Origin of the sequence: Roseomonas populi, from assembly GCF_024594815.1 — a bacterium.
GTDB lineage: Bacteria > Pseudomonadota > Alphaproteobacteria > Acetobacterales > Acetobacteraceae > Roseomonas > Roseomonas populi.
The window spans coordinates 173,608-192,573 of the sequence record NZ_JANJOU010000001.1 but is presented as its reverse complement, the minus strand read 5'-3'; the positions used below and the strand labels follow the sequence as shown (position 1 = coordinate 192,573).

22 protein-coding genes, 2 tRNA genes and 1 pseudogene are annotated in these 18,966 nt (G+C 67.6%); 16 read left to right on the top strand and 9 right to left on the bottom strand.

All coding sequences use genetic code 11. The features are described from left to right. Positions 1-255: 255 nt before the first annotated feature. Entirely contained in the window at positions 256-1,602 is a 1,347-nt protein-coding gene (locus tag NRP21_RS00975) for a tyrosine-type recombinase/integrase (RefSeq protein WP_257714299.1), read from the bottom strand. A 430-nt stretch (positions 1,603-2,032) separates the two neighbouring features. Between NRP21_RS00975 and NRP21_RS00970 the strand changes: the two genes are divergently transcribed. Then, the gene (locus NRP21_RS00970) at positions 2,033-2,344 is read left to right on the top strand and encodes a hypothetical protein (protein WP_257714298.1); all 312 of its coding nucleotides are present in this window, start codon (positions 2,033-2,035) and stop codon (positions 2,342-2,344) included. Positions 2,345-2,703: 359 nt separating this feature from the next. Here NRP21_RS00970 and NRP21_RS00965 read toward each other — a convergent pair whose 3' ends face one another. From NRP21_RS00965 to NRP21_RS00955, 3 genes are all read right to left on the bottom strand, one after another. Then, the gene (locus tag NRP21_RS00965; RefSeq protein WP_257714297.1) at positions 2,704-3,099 is read right to left on the bottom strand and encodes a hypothetical protein; all 396 of its coding nucleotides are present in this window, start codon (positions 3,097-3,099) and stop codon (positions 2,704-2,706) included. A gap of 187 nt (positions 3,100-3,286) precedes the next feature. Next, positions 3,287-3,538, bottom strand: coding sequence for a hypothetical protein (locus tag NRP21_RS00960; RefSeq protein WP_257714296.1), 252 nt, complete (start codon positions 3,536-3,538; stop codon positions 3,287-3,289). A 99-nt stretch (positions 3,539-3,637) separates the two neighbouring features. Then, positions 3,638-3,826 (bottom strand): hypothetical protein, encoded by a 189-nt coding sequence (locus tag NRP21_RS00955; RefSeq protein WP_257714295.1) that lies wholly within the window; start codon positions 3,824-3,826, stop codon positions 3,638-3,640. Positions 3,827-4,245: 419 nt separating this feature from the next. On the opposite strand from NRP21_RS00955, the gene ffh reads away from it, so the two are divergent. The 10 genes from ffh (at position 4,246) to NRP21_RS00905 (ending at position 11,374) form a co-directional block, all read left to right on the top strand. Next, complete coding sequence (gene ffh, locus NRP21_RS00950) at positions 4,246-5,631, top strand: signal recognition particle protein (RefSeq protein WP_257714294.1); 1,386 nt, start codon at positions 4,246-4,248, stop codon at positions 5,629-5,631. A 34-nt stretch (positions 5,632-5,665) separates the two neighbouring features. After that, entirely contained in the window at positions 5,666-6,007 is a 342-nt protein-coding gene (gene rpsP / locus NRP21_RS00945) for a 30S ribosomal protein S16 (RefSeq protein WP_257714293.1), read from the top strand. An 18-nt stretch (positions 6,008-6,025) separates the two neighbouring features. Continuing rightward, positions 6,026-6,613, top strand: coding sequence for a ribosome maturation factor RimM (gene rimM / locus NRP21_RS00940; RefSeq protein ID WP_257714292.1), 588 nt, complete (start codon positions 6,026-6,028; stop codon positions 6,611-6,613). Beyond that, the gene (gene trmD / locus NRP21_RS00935; protein ID WP_257714291.1) at positions 6,610-7,353 is read left to right on the top strand and encodes a tRNA (guanosine(37)-N1)-methyltransferase TrmD; all 744 of its coding nucleotides are present in this window, start codon (positions 6,610-6,612) and stop codon (positions 7,351-7,353) included. Before rimM ends, trmD begins: the two co-directional genes overlap by 4 nt. A 25-nt stretch (positions 7,354-7,378) precedes the next feature. Next, positions 7,379-7,816 (top strand): 50S ribosomal protein L19, encoded by a 438-nt coding sequence (gene rplS, locus NRP21_RS00930; RefSeq protein WP_257714290.1) that lies wholly within the window; start codon positions 7,379-7,381, stop codon positions 7,814-7,816. A gap of 74 nt (positions 7,817-7,890) precedes the next feature. Continuing rightward, positions 7,891-9,321: a 3-isopropylmalate dehydratase large subunit gene (gene leuC, locus NRP21_RS00925; protein WP_257714675.1), complete on the top strand. Its 1,431-nt coding sequence runs from the start codon at positions 7,891-7,893 to the stop codon at positions 9,319-9,321. Continuing rightward, complete coding sequence (leuD, locus tag NRP21_RS00920; RefSeq protein ID WP_257714289.1) at positions 9,321-9,932, top strand: 3-isopropylmalate dehydratase small subunit; 612 nt, start codon at positions 9,321-9,323, stop codon at positions 9,930-9,932. Before leuC ends, leuD begins: the two co-directional genes overlap by 1 nt. A 92-nt stretch (positions 9,933-10,024) precedes the next feature. Next, positions 10,025-11,137 (top strand): 3-isopropylmalate dehydrogenase, encoded by a 1,113-nt coding sequence (gene leuB, locus NRP21_RS00915; RefSeq protein ID WP_257714288.1) that lies wholly within the window; start codon positions 10,025-10,027, stop codon positions 11,135-11,137. Between the two features lie 49 nt (positions 11,138-11,186). Further along, positions 11,187-11,263: transfer RNA gene (locus tag NRP21_RS00910), tRNA-Arg, on the top strand. Between the two features lie 34 nt (positions 11,264-11,297). Continuing rightward, positions 11,298-11,374, top strand: a tRNA-Arg gene (locus tag NRP21_RS00905). Between the two features lie 75 nt (positions 11,375-11,449). Here the strand turns inward: NRP21_RS00905 and NRP21_RS00900 are convergent. The 4 genes from NRP21_RS00900 to NRP21_RS00885 form a co-directional block, all read right to left on the bottom strand. Next, a complete protein-coding gene (locus NRP21_RS00900) occupies positions 11,450-12,109 on the bottom strand; it encodes a hypothetical protein (protein WP_257714287.1) in 660 nt (219 codons plus the stop codon). 316 nt (positions 12,110-12,425) lie between these two features. Continuing rightward, positions 12,426-13,736: a citrate synthase gene (gene gltA / locus NRP21_RS00895; protein ID WP_257714286.1), complete on the bottom strand. Its 1,311-nt coding sequence runs from the start codon at positions 13,734-13,736 to the stop codon at positions 12,426-12,428. 230 nt (positions 13,737-13,966) lie between these two features. Next, positions 13,967-14,542, bottom strand: coding sequence for a thermonuclease family protein (locus NRP21_RS00890; protein ID WP_257714285.1), 576 nt, complete (start codon positions 14,540-14,542; stop codon positions 13,967-13,969). An 810-nt stretch (positions 14,543-15,352) separates the two neighbouring features. Beyond that, positions 15,353-15,592 (bottom strand): hypothetical protein, encoded by a 240-nt coding sequence (locus NRP21_RS00885; RefSeq protein ID WP_257714284.1) that lies wholly within the window; start codon positions 15,590-15,592, stop codon positions 15,353-15,355. Positions 15,593-15,745: 153 nt separating this feature from the next. On the opposite strand from NRP21_RS00885, the gene NRP21_RS00880 reads away from it, so the two are divergent. After that, entirely contained in the window at positions 15,746-16,048 is a 303-nt protein-coding gene (locus NRP21_RS00880; RefSeq protein WP_257714283.1) for a hypothetical protein, read from the top strand. Positions 16,049-16,064: 16 nt separating this feature from the next. On the opposite strand, the gene NRP21_RS00875 is transcribed toward NRP21_RS00880, so the two are convergent. Then, positions 16,065-16,259, bottom strand: a complete 195-nt coding sequence (locus NRP21_RS00875) for a hypothetical protein (protein WP_257714282.1) — start codon at positions 16,257-16,259, stop codon at positions 16,065-16,067. Between the two features lie 288 nt (positions 16,260-16,547). On the opposite strand from NRP21_RS00875, the gene NRP21_RS27980 reads away from it, so the two are divergent. From NRP21_RS27980 to NRP21_RS00865, 4 genes and pseudogenes are all read left to right on the top strand, one after another. Beyond that, a complete protein-coding gene (locus NRP21_RS27980) occupies positions 16,548-16,847 on the top strand; it encodes a helix-turn-helix domain-containing protein (protein WP_408639588.1) in 300 nt (99 codons plus the stop codon). Positions 16,848-17,578: 731 nt separating this feature from the next. Beyond that, positions 17,579-17,824: a helix-turn-helix domain-containing protein gene (locus NRP21_RS00870; protein ID WP_257714281.1), complete on the top strand. Its 246-nt coding sequence runs from the start codon at positions 17,579-17,581 to the stop codon at positions 17,822-17,824. A gap of 453 nt (positions 17,825-18,277) precedes the next feature. Next, positions 18,278-18,625 (top strand): annotated as a pseudogene (locus NRP21_RS28145) (RipA family octameric membrane protein); the annotation flags it as partial. Positions 18,626-18,643: 18 nt separating this feature from the next. After that, a complete protein-coding gene (locus tag NRP21_RS00865) occupies positions 18,644-18,847 on the top strand; it encodes a hypothetical protein (protein WP_257714280.1) in 204 nt (67 codons plus the stop codon). The last annotated feature ends 119 nt before the right edge of the window (positions 18,848-18,966 follow it).

Below are 18,966 nucleotides of genomic sequence, written 5' to 3'. Positions count from 1 at the left end.
CCCGCGCCAGCAACAGCAGCAACTTACGCTTCTCCCGATCCGGCCGGTCCCAATGCCGCAGCAGCTCCATTGGGCGAACCTCACATTGACAGCGAGACTGGGCAATCCCCCCCCTGTCCCGACTGCCCCGACGCTGACCCGACTAGTCGGGACGCGAAAAGCCCTGCAAAATATGGCTGTCCTGACCGCCACGACCGTCCCGACCCGAAAGCAGAGGGTAAGGATGAAAACGATGTTCCGGGCGGGCTGAGGCGTTCATCTCTGACCCCTGATCGGGACCACCTCGGCACCTTTGGCGGGCGGCACGCAGAACTCACTCCAGGCCGCCATAAGCGGCCGGCGCTGCTCCAGCATGTCGGATCCCCGGTAAGCGGCACGGACGCTGTTCTCGTCCTCATGGGCCAGCGCCTTCTCGGCTGCTTCCCCTTCGGCGGGGCGTGTGTCGTCCACCCAGCTACGGAAGGACCGACGAAACCCGTGCGGGGTGGCTCCGCGGCCGTCCACGTCCTGCCAAGGAAGGGGACCACCCTTGGGTGCGTCCTCGTTCATGCGGCGGATGCAGGCGCCCAGGGCGGCATCGCTGAGTGCCAGGCCAGACGGGGAGGGGAAGACCAGCGCATCACCCTTGAGCGCGGCTTGCGACGCCAGCTTGTCCGGTCCCTCGATCTTGCCAGTGACGTGCACGGCAGCGGCGGCGAGGACGGTCAGCATGGCATCCGTCAGGGGCACCCGGTGGGGCGGCATCGCCTTGGCCTTGCCGCCCTTCATGCGCTGGGCAGGGATGGTCCAGGTCAGGGTGTGGAAGTCGAGCTCGGGCCACCGGGCATGCCGGACTTCGGCGGACCGAACGGCGGTCAGGACGGCAAAGCGGAGGGCGAGGGGGGCTGTCCCCTCCATGCCCTCAACCACCCGGAGGAAGGCTGGCACCCGCTGCCAGGGGAGGGAGGGCTGGCGCTGCTCGGGCGGCTGCTTCGGGAGAGCCTTGGTCAACCGCAGGACACGGCCGGTGGCCGGGTTGTCGGTCGATCGCCACCCCAGGGCCGCGGCGTAGTCCAGCACGGAGGCGATGCGGCGCTGAAGCTTGCGGGCCGTGGCGGGCTGGGCGGTCCACACCGGCGTCAGTGCCTCCACCACGTGGTCCCGGGTGATCTCGCCGATCGGCACGTCCCCGATCACCGGGTAGGCGTGCTTGTCGAGGGTCAGGCGCCAGCTCGCCAGGGTCTTGCCGCTGGTCCATCCGGGCTTCTGCGCCTCCACCAGGCGCTCGGCCACACCGCGGAAGGTGCGGGCCTGCCGTTCGTCCCGCTCTGCCTTCCTGGCTGCCTCAGCGCGCTCGGCAGTGTCGCGGTGGGTGATGGGGTCGATCCCCTTCTCCACTTCGGCCGCGGCGGTCTTGGCCTTCTGCCGGGCCTCCTTCAGCCCCACGGCGGGGTAGGCGCCCAGCCCCATGTCCCGACGCCGGCCGGCCAGCATGAACCGGAACAGCCAGGCGCGACCGCCGGCGGGGCGCACCTCCAGCAGCAGCCCGTCGCCATCGGACAGCCGATAGACCTTCTCCCGGGGCTTGGCATTGGCGACGGCGCGCTCTGTCAGCTTGGGCATCGGTCCCTCCCTGTCGGGAGGAAGCACAACTGGACCACCCCCACAATCACCCCCACAATGCGACGGCAACATGGGCGCACATGGGCGCACGGCCTCGCACGATCACGTGGGGGTAGCGCAAGGATTTCAGCTGCTTGATGCACATGGGCGCACAGCCCTGCACATCAATTGCGATCCCGTAGGGGACGCCATGCGGCGTCGTATCGGGCTGTTTTCCCGGTCAATGCAGGCCTGCACTCCACAGCCAAGCTCCTGTCGCGGCCGTCTCAGGGAGACGGCTCAGCAGCGTAATTTACGTCCCCAACCAGATGACGCGGCCGCTGCAATTGCTGACCGGCGGCGCTGGGCTCTCCGCTTCGCGAACGGCGTCCGGCTTCGGAAAGATCGAGACAGTGAAGGCTGACCTATTCAGGTTGTGCCAAGCTTGCACATGCTCCAGTTCGCCTTCCGCGTCGCGGTTGTTCTGACCTCCATCGCGCTCGGCATCGTCCTCGCATTGATGATCCCGGACCGCCTGCTCTACGCCGAGCGCGCCACCAGCTTCGATATGGTGTTCAATCGCCTAGCCCTCGCGGCGGAGCTTGGCTTTGTTCTCGGCTTCGGTGCTGGCGTTGGCGCAGCGGGGCTGCTGGGGCGAGGGACGCTCGATCCAGTGAGGCGACGGAACCTGACCATAGGCGCGGCTGCCACGGTGCTCGCGATGCTCGGCGCAACGCTGCTGGTGACCCGGCTAACCGACTGAGCCCGACCTAGTCACACAGCTGAGAGTAGTGTCAGCAACGCCTTTGTTCTTCGCCGATTTTCCGTGCCGGCCCTCCGTCGTCGAACTGGCGTTGTCGACCCACCTGTTCCGATGGTCTGACGGTTGGGGCCTTTGATCGGTCCCGAGGGCTGGCCTGATCAGCAATGGGCGTACGCTCGCGCAACCACCCCGCCGTAATCCCCGCCCGCTCCGCCTGCCACCGCGCCTGCTCGGCGTGCCTGACGTCGAGCCTCGCCTGCCGCTCGGCCAGCCGGCGTGCCTGCTCCCGGTGCCGGGCCTCCAGCCTTCGCCCGGTCCGGCATCTCGCCCGCTGGGGCCGGGCTTACGGTCCTCGCCCTCTACCGTGCCTCCAGCATCGCTGCCTGCCTGCCTGCCGTGCCCTGCGCGGCGTGCGCAGCTCCTCGTTCCCGACAGCCTCCACCCCGCAGGTCCGCGAGGATCGCCAGGTTCTCTGTCCGGTCGAACGCGAAGTCGTGCTGCCAGTCATCGCCGCTCGACGGTACGTCCGAAGCCTTCACGGTGAAGCTCTCCTGCCCACAGATCGCCCGGATCTCGGGCGGCATCGCGATGCCGGCGTTCATCAGGGCGATCGCGGGCAAGCCGGGCTCCGGCGGGCCCTGTGGCCCGCAGGCCAGAACCACCTTGGGCGCGCCGCCCGCCGCGTGCAGGCTTTCAGCCTTGTAGTCCGAGGCCTGGACGAAAGACTTGCCGGCCGCCTCGATCGCGTGGGCCATGTGGGGGAGGCTGGCGCGCTGGGCGGCGATGCAGAGGAGGTAGCGATCCGGAAGAGCGGCTTGCCCAGCAGCGCCGAGAGCGAGGCCAGCGTGGCGGTGCGGGCAGCCGGCGGCAGGTCGATGCCGGACACGAGGGTCACGGGCAGGCGGTCATGCTCGCGCGGGTAGTGCTGCCAGCGCGCCGAGATCAGGTGCAGCGCGGATTGCGTCGCAAGTCGTGGCTCAGGGCGGCATAGACCTGCGAGGCGGCGATGTGGAACTCCGCGATGTCGTCGATCAGCAGGAAGCTGGCGCCCCGCAGGATCGAAGCGGCCCGGCGCACGGCGCGGAGTGCGTCCTTCGCCACCTGGCCTCCGAGACGGTCTAGGAACAGCAGGTCGGAGAGCAGCACGGGCGAGGGCGGGAGGCAGATGTGCTCCAGCACCCCCGGGCGGCCCAATCTCTTCTCCAGCCGAAGCATCTCGGCCTGCCTGAGCTCGGCATCCCGGCCCCCGGGGCGGCGGAGTGTCCGGGCGTTTCTGTTGCGGCCCGTGGCGCGTCAGCGGAGCCGGTTCAGCTCCTCGACCGGCCAGCCGCAGAGCTTGGCCAGCACGTCCGTCAGCACCTCGTCCGCCAGGGGCAGGTCCTTGGAGCGGGCATGCTGCACAAGATCCTTCACCGCAGCGATGAGCGGCGCCGGGTTGACGCTCCGCTTCTGTGGTGTCGGGCAGGGACCGAGAGGGGTCACAGGAGACTCCATTTCAGGCGGTTCCGCATTTCCGAGGCAGCCGGCCCTGGCTGCTGGAGACAACTCACGCGGGCATTGCCCTCAGGCATTCTGCCCTTCGGGGCGGCGTTCCGCGTCTGAATCCGAAACATCGGGAGGACGGCCTGGTTGCGGTAAGAGAGGTTTTGCACAACCTTTACGAGAGAAGGTGGCATTTGCAAGCGGGGCATGCCGGTGAGGCATGCCGTCCCTCCCTGTTGTGGCTGGAGCAACACGCTTGACGGCTGGGCCGCCGTGGGTTTATGGGCCCCGCTCCCGGGACATGTCCCGCTCGTCAGTCGGCCACCCCCAGGGTGCCGGCTCCGTCGCTCCGCGAAGGCTCGCGCAGCGGCGCGATCGGTCATGGGCAGGTCCCAAGAAGTGAGGTCTATTCCGCCCGTATGTTCGAGGCGCTCTCCTCCCGCCTGAACGGCGTCTTCGACAAGCTCCGCCGGCGCGGGGCCCTGTCCGAGGCCGACGTGAACGAGGCCCTGCGCGAGGTCCGCATCGCCCTGCTGGAGGCCGATGTTGCCCTGCCGGTGGCGCGCGACCTGATCAACAAGGTGCGGGAGCGGGCGGTGGGCGCGGAGGTGATCCGCAGCGTCTCCCCCGCCCAGCAGGTCATCAAGATCGTCAACGACGCGCTGGTGGAGGCGCTCGGGGGCGGGGAGGGGATCGAGGCCCCGGGCCTGGATCTCAACGCGCCGGCACCGGTGCCGATCCTGATGGTCGGGCTCCAGGGCTCGGGCAAGACGACCACCTCGGGCAAGATCGCCCTTCGCCTGCGCACGCGGGAGAAGAAGAAGGTTCTGCTGGCCTCGCTGGACGTGCAGCGGCCCGCCGCGCAGCTCCAGCTGCAGACGCTGGCGAACCAGACCGGTGTGACCAGCCTGCCGATCATACCCGGCCAGACCCCGCTGGAGATCGCGGCCCGCGCCATGGATACGGCGCGGCGCGAGCTCTACGACGTGGTGATCCTCGACACCGCCGGGCGCCTCTCCATCGACGATGCGCTGATGGACGAGGTCGCCGCGGTGAAGGCCGCGACCCGGCCGCACCAGACGCTGCTCGTCGTGGACGCCATGACGGGCCAGGACGCGGTGAACACCGCGCGGAACTTCCAGGACCGCGTGGGCGTCAACGGCATCGTTATGACGCGCGTGGACGGCGATGCGCGCGGTGGCGCGGCGCTGTCGATGCGGGCCGTGACGGGCGCGCCGATCCGGCTGCTGGGCGCCGGCGAGAAGCTAGATGCGCTGGAGGACTTCCACCCCTCCCGCATCGCCGGGCGCATCCTCGGCATGGGCGACATCGTGTCGCTGGTGGAGCGCGCGGCCGAGACGATCGACCGGGACGAGGCCGAGAAGCTGGCCGCGAAGATGCAGAAGGGTCAGTTCGACCTGGAGGACTTCGCATCCCAGCTGAAGCAAGTCGGGAAGATGGGCAACCTCTCCGGCATCCTCGGCATGCTGCCCGGCCTGGGCGCGATGAAGGACAAGATCGCCAACGCGAAGATCGACGACGGGATGATCGGGCGCCAGGCCGCCATCATCTCCTCGATGACGCGCAAGGAGCGGAAGAACCCCGACATCATCAAGGCGTCGCGCAAGAAGCGCATCGCCACGGGTGCCGGCGTGACGGTGCAGGACGTGAACCGCCTGCTCAAGCAGTTCGACGACATGTCCGCGATGATGAAGCGGATGAACAAGCTCGGCCAGAAGGGGTTGATGCGCGGCGGTCTCGGCGCGCTCCTGCCTGGCATGGGGGGCGGCAAGCGCCCCTTCTGAACCACCCGTAGAGACACACTAAGGAAGACGACACATGGGCCTTAAGATCCGCCTCGCCCGCGCCGGTGCCAAGAAGCGCCCCTACTACCACATCGTGGTGGCCGACAGCCGCTCTCCGCGCGACGGCCGTTTCATCGAGCGCCTGGGTTCCTACAACCCGATGCTGCCCTCCGACCACGCCGAGCGCGTGCGCCTCTTCGACGAGCGCATCAAGCACTGGCTGAGCCAGGGCGCCGTGGCGACGGACCGCGTGGCGAAGTTCCTCGGCAAGGCCGAGCTGGCGCCGATGCCGGTGTTCCGCGACCAGCCGAAGCAGTCCGCCCCGAAGAAGCGCGCCCAGGAGCGCGCCGCGGCCGCTGCCGCCGCGAACGGCTGAGGACTGATCGGCTAGGCCATGTCCGCGTCGCGTCGCATTCTGGTCGGCGAGTTCGGCCGCCCGCACGGGGTGAGGGGGCTGGTTCACCTGCGCTCCCACACCTCGGAGCCGGCCGCCATCGCCGGTTACGGCCCGCTCTCGGAGGAGAGCGGGGAGCGGCGCTTCGTGCTGAAGTGGCTGGCCGAAGGGCTGGTGCAGGTGGAGGGCATCGCGGACCGCGACGCGGCGGCGAAGCTCACCGGCACGAAGCTCTACGTCGATCGCGAGGCGCTTCCCGCGACCGAGGAGGATGAGTTCTACCTCTCCGACCTGATCGGCCTGCGCGCCGAGACGGAGGGCGGGGACGTGCTCGGCACCGTCTCGGCCGTGGAGGATTTCGGCGCCGGCAGCTTCCTAACCCTGCGGGATGCGAGCGGGCGCGAGACGCTGCTGCCCTTCACCAAGGCCGTCGTGCCGGTGGTGGAGGTGGCTGCGGGCCGGGTCGTCGTGGTTCCGCCGGGGGAGGTGGAGGTTCCGCCCCAGCCCGGCGAGGCGGAGTCCGTGGACACGCCGCGCCCGCGCCGCCCCTCCATGCGCCGCCGCAGCGGCGGGCGGGACGCGGCATGAGCTGGAACGCGACCGTCCTTACCCTCTTTCCCGGCATGTTCCCGGGGCCGCTCGGCACCTCGCTGGCCGGGCGCGCGATGGATCGCGGGCTGTGGTCGCTGGAGGCGCGCGACATCCGCGAGGCCGCCACGGACCGGCACCGCACGGTGGACGACACGCCCTTCGGGGGCGGCGCCGGCATGGTGCTGCGCCCGGATGTGGTGGATGCGGCCATCGCGGCGGCCGTGCCGGAAGGCGACCAGCGCCCGCTGGTCTTCCTCACCCCTCGCGGGGTGCCGCTGCGCCAGTCCCTGGTGCGGCAGCTCGCCGCCGGGCCCGGCGTGGTGGCCCTTTGCGGCCGCTACGAGGGGGTGGACCAGCGCGTGGTCGAGGCGCGGGGCATGATCGAGGTCTCCATCGGCGACTACGTCCTCTCGGGCGGGGAGCTGGGGGCCATGGTCCTGCTGGATGCATGCGTGCGCCTTATCCCCGGCGTGATGGGCGCGGCCGAGAGCGCGGAGGAGGAGAGCTTCAGCTCCAATCTTCTCGAGTACCCCCACTACACCCGCCCAGCCGAATGGCGCGGCCTGCGCGTGCCGGAGGTCCTCCTCTCCGGCCATCACGCAGAGGTCGCGCGCTGGCGGCGGGAGCGGTCCGAGGCCGTCACGCGAGAGCGGCGCCCGGACCTGCTGACCCATTCCCCAAACCAGGATCAGGGGCGCGCGGGCGCGCCGTTGTATCCGGCGGACAGCCCCGCCTAATTGAGATCAGAGAAGGACTACGGCCATGAACCTGCTGCAGCAGTTCGAGCACGAGCAGATGACCCGCCTGTCGGGCGCCCGCGCCACCCCCGAGTTCGCCGCCGGCGACACGGTGCGCGTGATGGTGAAGGTGCAGGAAGGCGAGCGCATCCGCACCCAGGCCTATGAGGGCGTGTGCATCGCCCGTTCCAACCGCGGGCTGAACAGCAACTTCACTGTCCGCAAGCTCTCCTACGGCGAGGGTGTGGAGCGCGTGTTCCCGCTGTATTCCCCGAACGTGGCGGAGATCCAGGTTGTGCGCCGCGGCAAGGTGCGCCGCGCGAAGCTGTACTACCTGCGCGGCCGGACCGGTAAGTCCGCCCGCATCCAGGAGGCCGCGAGCCCCCGTGGCAAGGCGGCCACCGCCGCTGCCGCTGCCCCCGCCGCCCCGGCGGCCGAGACCCCTGCCGGCGAGCAGGCGTAAGACGGAAGCGGCCCGCCGGGACATCCGGCGGGCCGCTTTCAGATTGGAGTTTGGAGGGAAGAGCGATGTCGGCCATGAAGCCGCGCACCTTGTTCGACAAGATCTGGGATGCCCACGTCGTCGAGACGTCCCCGGACGGCACCGCCCTTCTCTACATCGACCGCCACCTCGTCCATGAGGTGACGAGCCCGCAGGCCTTCGAGGGCCTTCGCACCGCCGGCCGCCCCGTGCACCGGCTGGACGGCACCTTCGCCGTGACCGACCACAACGTGCCGACGGATTCCACCCGATTCACCGGGATCCAGGAGCCGGAGAGCGCGCTGCAGGTCGCGACGCTGGAGAGGAACGTCGCCGATTTCGGTGTGACGTACATCCCGCTGAACGACAAGCGTCAGGGCATCGTCCACATCATCGGGCCGGAGCTGGGCATCTCGCTGCCGGGCATGACCATCGTCTGCGGCGACAGCCACACCTCAACGCACGGCGCCATGGGGGCGCTGGCCTTCGGGATCGGCACCTCCGAGGTGGAGCATGTGCTGGCCACGCAGACGCTGCTGCAGAAGCCCGCCAAGAACATGCGCGTCACGGTGAACGGGGCGCTGCCCTTCGGCTGCACGGCCAAGGACATCGTGCTGGCCATCATCGGCAAGATCGGCACGGCCGGCGGCACCGGCCACGTGATCGAGTATGCCGGCGAGGCGATCCGGGCGCTGGACATGGCCGGGCGGATGACGGTCTGCAACATGTCGATCGAGGCGGGTGCCCGCGCCGGCATGATCGCGCCGGACGAGACCACCTTCGAGTACGTCCGCACCCGGCCCATGGCGCCGAAGGGCGAGGCGCTGGAGCGCGCCATCCAGTGGTGGAGCACGCTGCCGACGGACGAGGGCGCTGTGTTCGACAGGGAGGTCACCCTCGACGCCTCCGAGATCGCGCCGATGGTTTCCTGGGGCACCTCGCCGGAGGACGTGCTGCCGATCACCGGCGTCGTGCCGGACCCGGAGACGGCGGGTGACGAGGCGCGCCGCGCGCAGCTTCGCCGCATGGTGCAGTACATGGGCCTGACGCCCGGGCAGCGCCTGCAGGACCTGAAGGTGGACGCCGTCTTCGTCGGCTCCTGCACCAACGGCCGCATCGAGGACATCCGCGCCGCCGCCGAGGTGGTGCGCGGGCGCCGCGTGGCCGAGGGCGTGCGCGCCATGGTCGTTCCCGGCTCCGGCCTCGTGAAGGAGCAGGCGGAGCAGGAGGGGCTGGACGTCATCCTGAAGGAGGCGGGCTTCGAGTGGCGCGAGGCCGGCTGCTCCATGTGCCTTGGCATGAACCCCGACAAGATCGGGCCTGGCCAGCGCTGCGCCTCCACCTCGAACCGCAACTTCGAGGGGCGGCAGGGCAAGGGCGGGCGCACGCACCTGCTCTCCCCGGCCATGGCCGCTGCCGCCGCCGTCACAGGGCACCTGACCGACGTGCGGGAGCTTTCGCGCGAAGGCGCGGGGGAGACCGTCTGATGCAGCCCTTTACCACCCTGACCGGCATCGCCGCGCCGCTGCCCATGGCGAACGTGGACACGGACAAGATCATCCCCGCGCGCTTCCTGAAGACCATCGAGCGCAAGGGGCTGGGCCGCGCCGCCTTCGCCGACATGCGGTTCAACGACGACGGTTCCGAGAAGCCGGAATTCGTGCTCAACCAGGAGCCGTACCGGAACGCCGAGGTCCTCATCGCGCACGAGAACTTCGGCTGCGGCTCCTCGCGCGAGCACGCGCCCTGGGCACTGCTGGATTTCGGCATCCGTTGCGTGATCGCGCCGGACTTTGCCGACATCTTCTTCAACAACTCCTTCAAGAACGGCATCCTGCCGATCAAGCTGCCGCGGGAGATCTGCGACACGCTGATGGAGGACGCGAAGATGGGCGCCAATGCCCGCATCAGCGTGGACCTCACGCGCCAGGTGGTGATCCGCCCGAACGGAGAGGAGATTCCCTTCGAGGTCGATCCGCTCCGCAAGCACCGCCTGCTGAACGGCTTGGACGACATCGGTGAGACGATGCAGCGCGCCGCCGTGATCGAGGGCTTCGAGGCGAAGCAGCGCGCGGCCCAGCCCTGGCTCTACGGCTGATGCCCTGGGTCGTGACCCGAACTTCCAACTGATCCGCGACCTACGGCTCCGGCTATCCTGCCGGAGCCGTTCTTGCATTGAGGGAATCTTCCATGCCCGCCAACAAGAAGATGCTGGTGCTGCCCGGTGACGGCATCGGCCCCGAGGTGATGCGCGAGGTCCGCCGCGTGGTGGATTGGATGGATCGCCGCCGCCACGTGACCTTCGACATCGAGGAGGGGCTGGTCGGCGGCGCCGCGATCGACGCGGAGGGCCATCCCTGCCCGGACAGCACCATGGAGAAGGCCCAGCGGACGGACGCCATCCTCTTCGGCTCCGTCGGCGGGCCGAAGTGGGACAGACTGCCGTTCGAGAACCGGCCGGAGCTGGGCATCCTGCGGCTGCGCAAGGATCTCGGCCTTTTCGCCAACCTGCGCCCGGCCATCGTGTGGTCGCCGCTCGCCCAGGCCTCCTCGCTCAAGGCGGACCTCGTGGACGGGCTGGACCTGATGATCGTGCGCGAGAGCACGGGCGGGATCTATTTCGGGGAGCCGCGCGGCATCGAGACGATGGCGAACGGCATGCGCCGCGGCTTCGATACCGAGTCCTACACGGAGGAGGAGATCGCCCGCGTGGCGCGCGTGGGCTTCGAGCTGGCGCGCAAGCGCAGCAACCGGCTGACGAGCGTGGAGAAGGCCAATGTCATGCAGTCCGGCCGCTTCTGGCGGGAGATCGTGACGCAGGTGCACAAGGCCGAGTTCGCCGATGTCGAGCTCTCCCACATGTACGCGGACAACTGCGCCATGCAGCTCGCCTCCCGGCCCAAGCAGTTCGACGTGATCCTCGCCAGCAACCTGTTCGGCGACGTGCTCTCGGACCTCGCGGCGGCCGTCACGGGCAGCCTGGGCATGCTTCCCTCGGCCACTCTCGGCGCACCCGACGCGGATGGGCGCCGCCACGCGCTCTACGAGCCCATCCACGGCTCCGCGCCGGACATCGCGGGGAAGGGGATCGCCAATCCCTGCGCGCAGATCCTCTCCTTCGCCATGCTGCTGCGCTGGTCCTTTGGCATGGAGGAGGATGCGCGGCTGGTGGAGAACGCGGTGGAGAAGGTGCTGGCCGGCGGCCTGCGCACGGCCGACATCATGGTTCCCGGCGCTGCCCGCGTGGGCACCAGCGTGATGGGCGAGGCCGTGGTGCGCGAACTCGACAAGATGGCGGCCTGAAAGGGGTTGCGCCTGGTGCCTCCAGGCGCTATCCCCCGGCCCGCGGAGTGCGCCCGTAGCTCAGCTGGATAGAGCACCAGACTACGAATCTGGGGGTCAGGAGTTCGAATCTCTTCGGGCGCGCCATCTCCGCTGCCTACGCGTTCTTTCCTTTGGTGATGCGCCCGTAGCTCAGCTGGATAGAGCACCAGACTACGAATCTGGGGGTCAGGAGTTCGAATCTCTTCGGGCGCGCCATTCTTCTTGCGCCGCACATCGCCGGCCCCGGTACGCCCATTTCAGGGCTGAACCGGCCCTTCGTTCCATCCTTTGCTATCCTGGCAGGTGCATGAAGTTCGCGGCCGCGCTGGCCCGGGCCAGCAGCGCGCGCATGGCCGGGTTCTCGTCCCCCCGCTCCGCCGTCAGTGCCTCCATGGGGCAGAAGTACTCGTGCGCCTGCGGCATCTGCGTCCGGGCGAAGCCGTCGTACTGCCGGGATTTCAGCCCGTAGAGCACGCGCACGTCGCGCACCGGCAGCACCAGCGCCTCCACCGGCTCCGCCCGCACGGACCGGATCAGCCGCCACCGCGGGGTCGGGTCGTTCGGCTGGCAGGGGCTCATGAGCCAGGGCACCGGGCACACGGCCAGCAGGGAGGTGGTGGAGGGGGCGAAGCGCGAGCGCTTGTCCAGCAGGTTCTGAAGGCTGGAGCAGGCTTCTATGCAAAGGATGTCGGCGTAGGGGTCCGAGGGATCCGGCGAGAAATGCAGCCAGAGCCCGTCCGGCAGGGTGCGGAGGCGGTTGGTACCGGGCAGCTTCAGGAAGGGTTGGTTGGCCGTCCTGGCATCGCCAGGGCGGGCCCGCAGCCAGGTACCGGGCTGCTTGGCGTTGCTCAGCGTGCCGGGGGGCTGTTGCGGCCATTGGCGAAGACTGCGCCGGACCATTTCGTCGGCCGATGGGGCAAGGCTGGGCCGTGTGCTGACCGCGGTGATCACGGGTGGGTACCCTCAGGTGTACAACTTTGCCTAGAAGAACTCTTCACCCCTTTGTTATCAAGGGAACAGAGAGGGAAAGAAAAGTGGCCCGATAATAATTTGTGAAAGAAAACTTTAGCCCTGAAAGTCATTCATGCGCGAGAGTTTAATCTCAGCCTCTGATGCTTCGTGAATATCTTCATACTTCTGCGGCATTTGCCTGAAGTTGAAATCGAAATTCGTGCCCTAAAACAAGAATGCCCGCCTCTCTCGAGGCGGGCATTCCAGATGAAGGGCCGAATCGCCGGGGAAGCTGGGCTTCCCCGGCGGGGATGGCTCAGCCGCGGCTGGCCATCGGCTTGTAGTCCCGGGTCGTCGCGCCCGTGTAGACCTGCCGGGGGCGACCGATGCGCTGCGCCGGGTCCTCGATCATCTCCTTCCACTGGCTCACCCAGCCCACAGTGCGGGCCACGGCGAAGAGCACGGTGAACATGCTGGTCGGGATGCCCATCGCCTTCAGGATGATGCCGGAATAGAAGTCCACGTTCGGGTACAGCTTGCGGGAGACGAAGTAGTCGTCGCTCAGCGCGATCCGTTCCATCTCCATCGCCATGTCTAGCAGCGGCTCGTCCTTGATGCCGAGCTCGGCGAGGACCTCGTGGCAGGTCTCCTTCATGATCTTCGCGCGCGGGTCGAAGTTCTTGTAGACCCGGTGTCCGAAGCCCATGAGCTTCACATGGCTGTTCTTGTCCTTCACCTTGCTGATGAAGTCCGGGATGTTCTCCGGGCTGCCGATCTCGCCGAGCATCTTCAGCACCGCCTCGTTGGCGCCGCCATGCGCGGGGCCCCAGAGCGCCGCGATGCCGGCCGCGATGCAGGCATAGGGGTTGGCGCCGGTGGAGCCGGCCAGGCGGACGGTGGAGGTGGAGGCGTTCTGCTCGTGGTCGGCGTGCAGCACGAGGATCCGGTCCATGGCACGCGCCAGGATCGGGTTCACCTTGTACTCCTCCGCCGGCACGGCGTTCAGCATGTACAGGAAGTTCTCGGCGTAGCTCAGGTCGTTGCGCGGATAAACGAAGGGCTGGCCGATCGAGTACTTGTAGGCCATGGCCGCGATGGTCGGGACCTTCGCGATCAGGCGGAAGGCCGCGATCTCGCGCTGGCGCGGATCGTTGATGTCCAGGCTGTCGTGGTAGAAGGCGGAGAGGGCGCCAACCACGCCGCACAGGATCGCCATCGGGTGCGCGTCGCGGCGGAACCCGTTGAAGAAGTTCCGGATCTGCTCATGCACCATCGTGTGCATGGTGACGTTGTGCTGGAACTCCTTCAGCTCCGCCGCGGACGGCAGCTCGCCGTTCAGCAGGAGGTGGCAGACCTCCACGAAATCGGACTTCTCGGCCAGCTGCTCGATGGGGTAGCCGCGGTACAGCAGCACGCCCTGGTCACCGTCGATGTAGGTGATCTTGCTCTCGCAGGCCGCGGTCATGCCGAAGCCAGGATCGAAGGTGAAGACCCCGAGATCGGCGTAGAGCTTGCGGATGTCCGCCACGGCCGGGCCGACGCTCGCTTGCACCAACGGCGCGCTGGAGGACTTGTTGGTTCCGTCGAGGGTGATCGTGACGGAACCCGAGGTGGTCGGTTCGCTCATGCGCTGATCCTCGCAGCCGGTACGTCCGGCCGTATGGTGGAAGCCGGGCCGCCCGGTGCTGCAGCCGCGCCGGCCGGTCCCATCCCCAGGGCCAAACCGTGGGGGATGATGCGGCGCAAGATAGGCCGGTCAGCGCCCTTGTCCATCCACTGGCGCGCGCCGCGGCCGGTTGCCCGGCGCATGGGGGCGCGCGGCAGGGAACAGGCCGCCCTAACGCGGCGGCGGCGTCCTCAGCGGCTGGCGGACCAGCCCTCCGGCGGCCGCACGCCCGTGGCCCAGAGACCCCGGCCGGAGGCGCGCGCCGCGCCCTCCATCCCGGCCAGGCCCTCATCCTCGGCCAGGGCCCATCCGGCGGAGACCAGGGCGCCGTTCAGCTCCACACCCGCCGCGTCGGTCCCGCCGAGGGTGGAGCACTGCCCCAGGCCACGGCCGAAGCGATCCCGCCCGCGCACGCGGCAGGAGACGCCCCGCCCGCCCAGGAGGCGGGACAGCGCCTCGGCCGATCCGGCGCCGCAGTCGAATTCCCGCCCCGCCGCATCCCGGCAGGCCTGGCCACGGGCGGGGGCCTCCAGACCGCGCAGGCGTACAATGCGATCGGAGAGGCGGAGCGTGTCGCCGTCCACCACCCGCACGTCGGCCGGTGCGGCAGCCCATTCCTGCTCGCGCGGGGAGTTGCCGAAGAGCTGCGTGGGGCCGCCCAGGCCTACCAAGGTCGCCGCGCCGGCCGCGAGGCCGAGCAGCAGCAAGGGCCCGCGCCAGGCGCGGGGGGAGGGGGCGGGACGGAAGATGCGGCGACGGGGAAGCACTGCGGCCTGCCTAGCAAGGGCTGACGCCCTGGCACAAGCCGCTGCGTGTCGCCTTGCCATCTCCGGAGGGCGCTGCGGTGGCGGGAACACCATCCTGGCGCAGCGTGGGCTTTCCGGGAGCCCGGGCCGGACAAGAAGGCCGGCGCCTGACTCAATCTGCCGGGCCGGGGGCGATCGCTTCTGAGAGGGCGATGCTGACCGGCAAAAAGGTTGCACTGCGACATGCTAGAACAAGGATGGGGAGCCCGGCATAAGTTCAGTTGTCCGCACGAAAGGCGGTACTGATCGGCGGCCCCTTTCTATTCGGCGCCAGGGCTGATGGCAGCAGCCAGGAGATAATCAAAGAACACCGGCGCAACGTCCGTGTGCATTCTTTCGGTGAATATGACGCAAAAATTGCGGCGCACTAATCCGAACCCTCGTAGGACAATCTGTGTTCGTCTTCAACGGCTGCGATGAGCCTTATAAATCCGTCATTTGCGGGCTCGACGCCGGCAATTTTCGCATTGCCCGCGTCGTCCTGCGCGAGCCTTCGCGCGATAGCAAGAAGCAAGGCACGTTGGGCTTGGGTCACGGGAGCGTCTCGCATCGGATTGAGTGCGTAATCGTAACGTTTATGATACCGCGCCGTCAACTAATGCGGACTTAATAAGGCAGATATTCTCGCGCGAGTAGATGCTCGACGTCGCCACCATCGGATGGACGCTCCCGCAGGCGCCGACCCACGCGCCTCCTGCCACACGCTAAACGGGCAAGCGCTGCGGTGGATATCGCGGGTTCTCCGGAGCTGGCGAGGTGACGGCCTCTCGCCTATGCCAGGACGGGTTCTTGCAGCGCGCGGCCGAACGCCGCACCGATGGCGCGCAGGCAGACCACAGCGTTCTCGGCCTTGCGCCGCTCTGCCCTCTGGCTGCTCTCCACCTCGTCCACCGCTTCCGCCGCCTGCTCGGACGCCTCGGCGAAGCCATCGCGCAGCTCCTCCAACCAAGCCTGCACCTGCTCGGGGTCGCCGTCACGGCGCAGTTTGGCAACGCTGCTCTCCACTTCCATCACGGCTCAGGCAGACGGCCGGCTATGTCGTCCTCGCGCACGTGACGGTCTGCGTGGGCGCAATGAGCCTCGACCCGTTCTCCCCCATCATCCCCCTGCTGCTCGCGCTCAGGACGATCGCGGGTATCCTCTCGTGTAGGTTGTGGCGCCGATATGCCTAGCCTGACCGCAGAGCAGATCGTCGCCATCGGCTCCATGTTCTTCACCGGCCTTGCCGGGTTGCTCACCGCCGGCGGCGCCATCCGCTCGCGGCGGGACGCCATCAACAAGGAGGATGAGGAGGAACTGGAGATGGCGCTGGCTATGGCGCGGCGCAAATTGGCGCGCGCCCATGCCTTCATCAGCGTCCTAACCCTTGCGGCCGCGAAGATCCGGCACGTCGCGGCCGAGCGGCTCATCCTCGCCGGTGATGATCGGCCCCTGCCCGAGGTGCCGGTGTTCAAGGATATCGCGTAATCCCGCGCCCGGGTGGCTAGACGGAAGCGTCCTCCAACTCGGACGCAAAGATGAAGCGGCCGTCCTGCAGGGCCTCAATGAGGCCGAGTTCTTCCGCACGCCAGAGTGGCATATGCGCCAGGCGTACTCCCTGCTCCGTCATGTAGGTGACAATCACGAGGCGGGGCTGGGACGGCAAGTCCACCGTCTCCAGGCCCAAGAGGCGCGCCATGTCCTTCGGCCACCGACCTCCGACGCCACGGCTCCTGTTCAGAGAGCCGCGACCGTACCGCCGCCGGACGGCTTCCGGCACCCCAGAAAAATGGAACGCTCATGTTCGACGCTCTCGCGCCGGCTGCCGATCCCGTAAGTCTCCGACGTACCTGTTAGGACAGTGCGGCGCGCCAGAGCTCATGAGCGAGGTCGCCATGGAAACGTGTCATCTCGGCAAGTTCCTCGACGGCTGCCAGAAGCAGATTATCCCGTCCTGCTCGGTCCAACTCGGCGATCACTCTCATCCATGATGACGGATGAACTCCCCTCGCGCCTGGCCGCTGCCCGTCGGGTGGCGGGTTTGTCTCAGAGGGCCATCGCCACGATACTTGGCGTATCTCAGGCGGCGTATGCCGGGTGGGAAATGGGCCGCCGTGAGCCGCGTTTGGATGTGCTGGCCGAACTAGCCCAGATCCTCAACGTTCCGCCTGCCCAGCTCATCGGCGGCGGTGACGCGGAGCCCACCGCTTTAGTGGCCAGGCTCACTCTTGCGCAGGTGAGAGCAGTGCAGGCTGTGATTGATGCAATGCGTTCTCCGGTCGGGTAGACTTCGCCTCGCCCCGTCTTCCGATCGGGCGCGTGAGAGCGGCCGGCAGGCGGGGCAGGGGGCATCGTCTGCCGGCCGCTTTTTGCGTTCTGCTCAGGGGCCTCATTGATCCCCCTATGCTCAGGATTGTCTGGCGCGTTGCCGGCTCGTCCTCTTACCATCCTCCCTACTCGGCCTGGGGCCGTAGGGCTATGGCTTCGTTCCCGCACTCATGTGATAACGAGGTGCCAACTTGGTCACGGGGCACCTGTCCTAACGACCGGGTGATTGGATGATAACAGGGACACAGTGCCGGATGGCCCGAGCGACTCTAAAGCTGGGGTTCCGAAAGCTTGCCGCGGCAGCCAAAGCGCCTCCTGCTACCGTCACCCACATCGAAGCGGATCAACCGGCGAATGCATCAACCCTCGCCGCCATTCGCGCTGCCCTGGAGGCCGCTGGGGTCGAATTCATCGCGGAAGACGGAGGCGGATCGGGAGCTCGTCTCAAGAAGGCCCACCTGTGACCCCGGACCAGTGCCGCGCTGCGCGGAAGCTACTCGGCTGGAACGCGCAGCGCCTCGGCGTCAAATCAGACCTCAGCAGCACCTCAGTCAGGAGGTTCGAGGGTGGCGCTCAGTCTATCACGCCGCAGACCCGCGCCTCTCTCCGCGCCGCCCTTGAGGCGGCCGGCGTGATCTTCGCCCCTGGGGATGGAGGCGAGACAGGAGTGAGGCTAAGGAAGGCTGTGGCATGACACCGGAGCTCTGCCGAGAGGCGCGCAAGCTGCTGGGCTGGAATGAGGTGGATCTCGCGATGGCCGCAGCGTGCTCATCCCAAACCGTTCGGAACCTGGAGGTCGAGCGGCATCGGCCAAGCCGGGGTACGCTGGTGGCGCTCCGTGCGGCCCTGAAGGCTGCAGGGGTTGAGTTCATCCAGGAGAACGGGGGCGATGTTGGGGTGAGACTGCGCGCGTTGGTGGGCAAAGTACCTGGATGAGCACCCCGGGTTCCACTACTGAGCGCCACACGATGTTTCGTGTCCTTGCCGTAGCTCTATGTGTCGCATTCGATTTCGCAACGCTCTTCCCGCTGGCGGCCGGGTGCTATGTCATCAAGCGTGAGGTGCAGTTCGACGTGATCCCGGGCGTAAACACTCTGCCGGACCCTCTGGTCGAGGGCATGCTCGCCGGACTGGCGCGAGAGGTCAGAGGGCACTTTTAACGTCGAAGGCCATGCACTTCTGTCTACAGGCCGTAGGCGTTAGGTTCATCACGGAGGATGAGGGCGGGGCTGGGGTGCGGTTGCGGAAGCCGAAATGAGCAAGCGCCGCGTAATCGCTTCCGAGGTTTTCCCTCAGGGTTTGCCCACCGACCCAGCTCTGTTGGAAAGAGTGTTCGATCAATAAAGACTGGCTGTCGAGATGTGGGATTGATTTCGAGCCAGGCGTCAGACCTCTAACGCGATCTATTTCACAATCAACGCAGGTCGTATCGGGATCTCGAATTTCAAAGAAGTCCCAACAACATTTGCTAACTACGCTGCCGTCGCGGGCCTAATGCTCTCGACCATACGGTGTTGTAGTGTACTGAATTACAAAAATCTTTCGAATGCCAAGTATGACGTTATCGTCCTGGTAGAGCGGGCACTGCCCTGCACGCCATTCTCTGCAGAGACTTCGCTAACGGGGAAGAACGAGCAGGGCAGAACTAATCATGCCTTCACTCGGATCGAACGTCTTGTTCCCATCGTCTTTGCCATTGTCTACATCTTCGCACTCCTTCGCTCTTTGCGGCCCTAGAGGGGAGAAGCGCAGCACATGCGCGATCAGACGATGCCGACGGCAGCCCCGCATCCAGAGGAGATGCGCGCCGAGATGGAACTGCGCGTAGGCAGCTCCACGGTGTTGCGGACCAGCGCCCGAGCAACGCCGGCGGGACTGATCGCCGCCGGGATCCTCGTCTCGGCGGTCCTGCTCTCCACCGCGGCACTGGTGCGGGCTGCGCGAGACCGATCCCGCTGAAAAGCTGTCGTCCGCTCATCCCGGAAACAGGGGCGGGTCTGACGTTCGCCTGAGGGAAGCTGCAACATGACGCTGGAGCTCTGCCGAGGGAACGCCGCTCATGCTGCCGGATCCCTAGA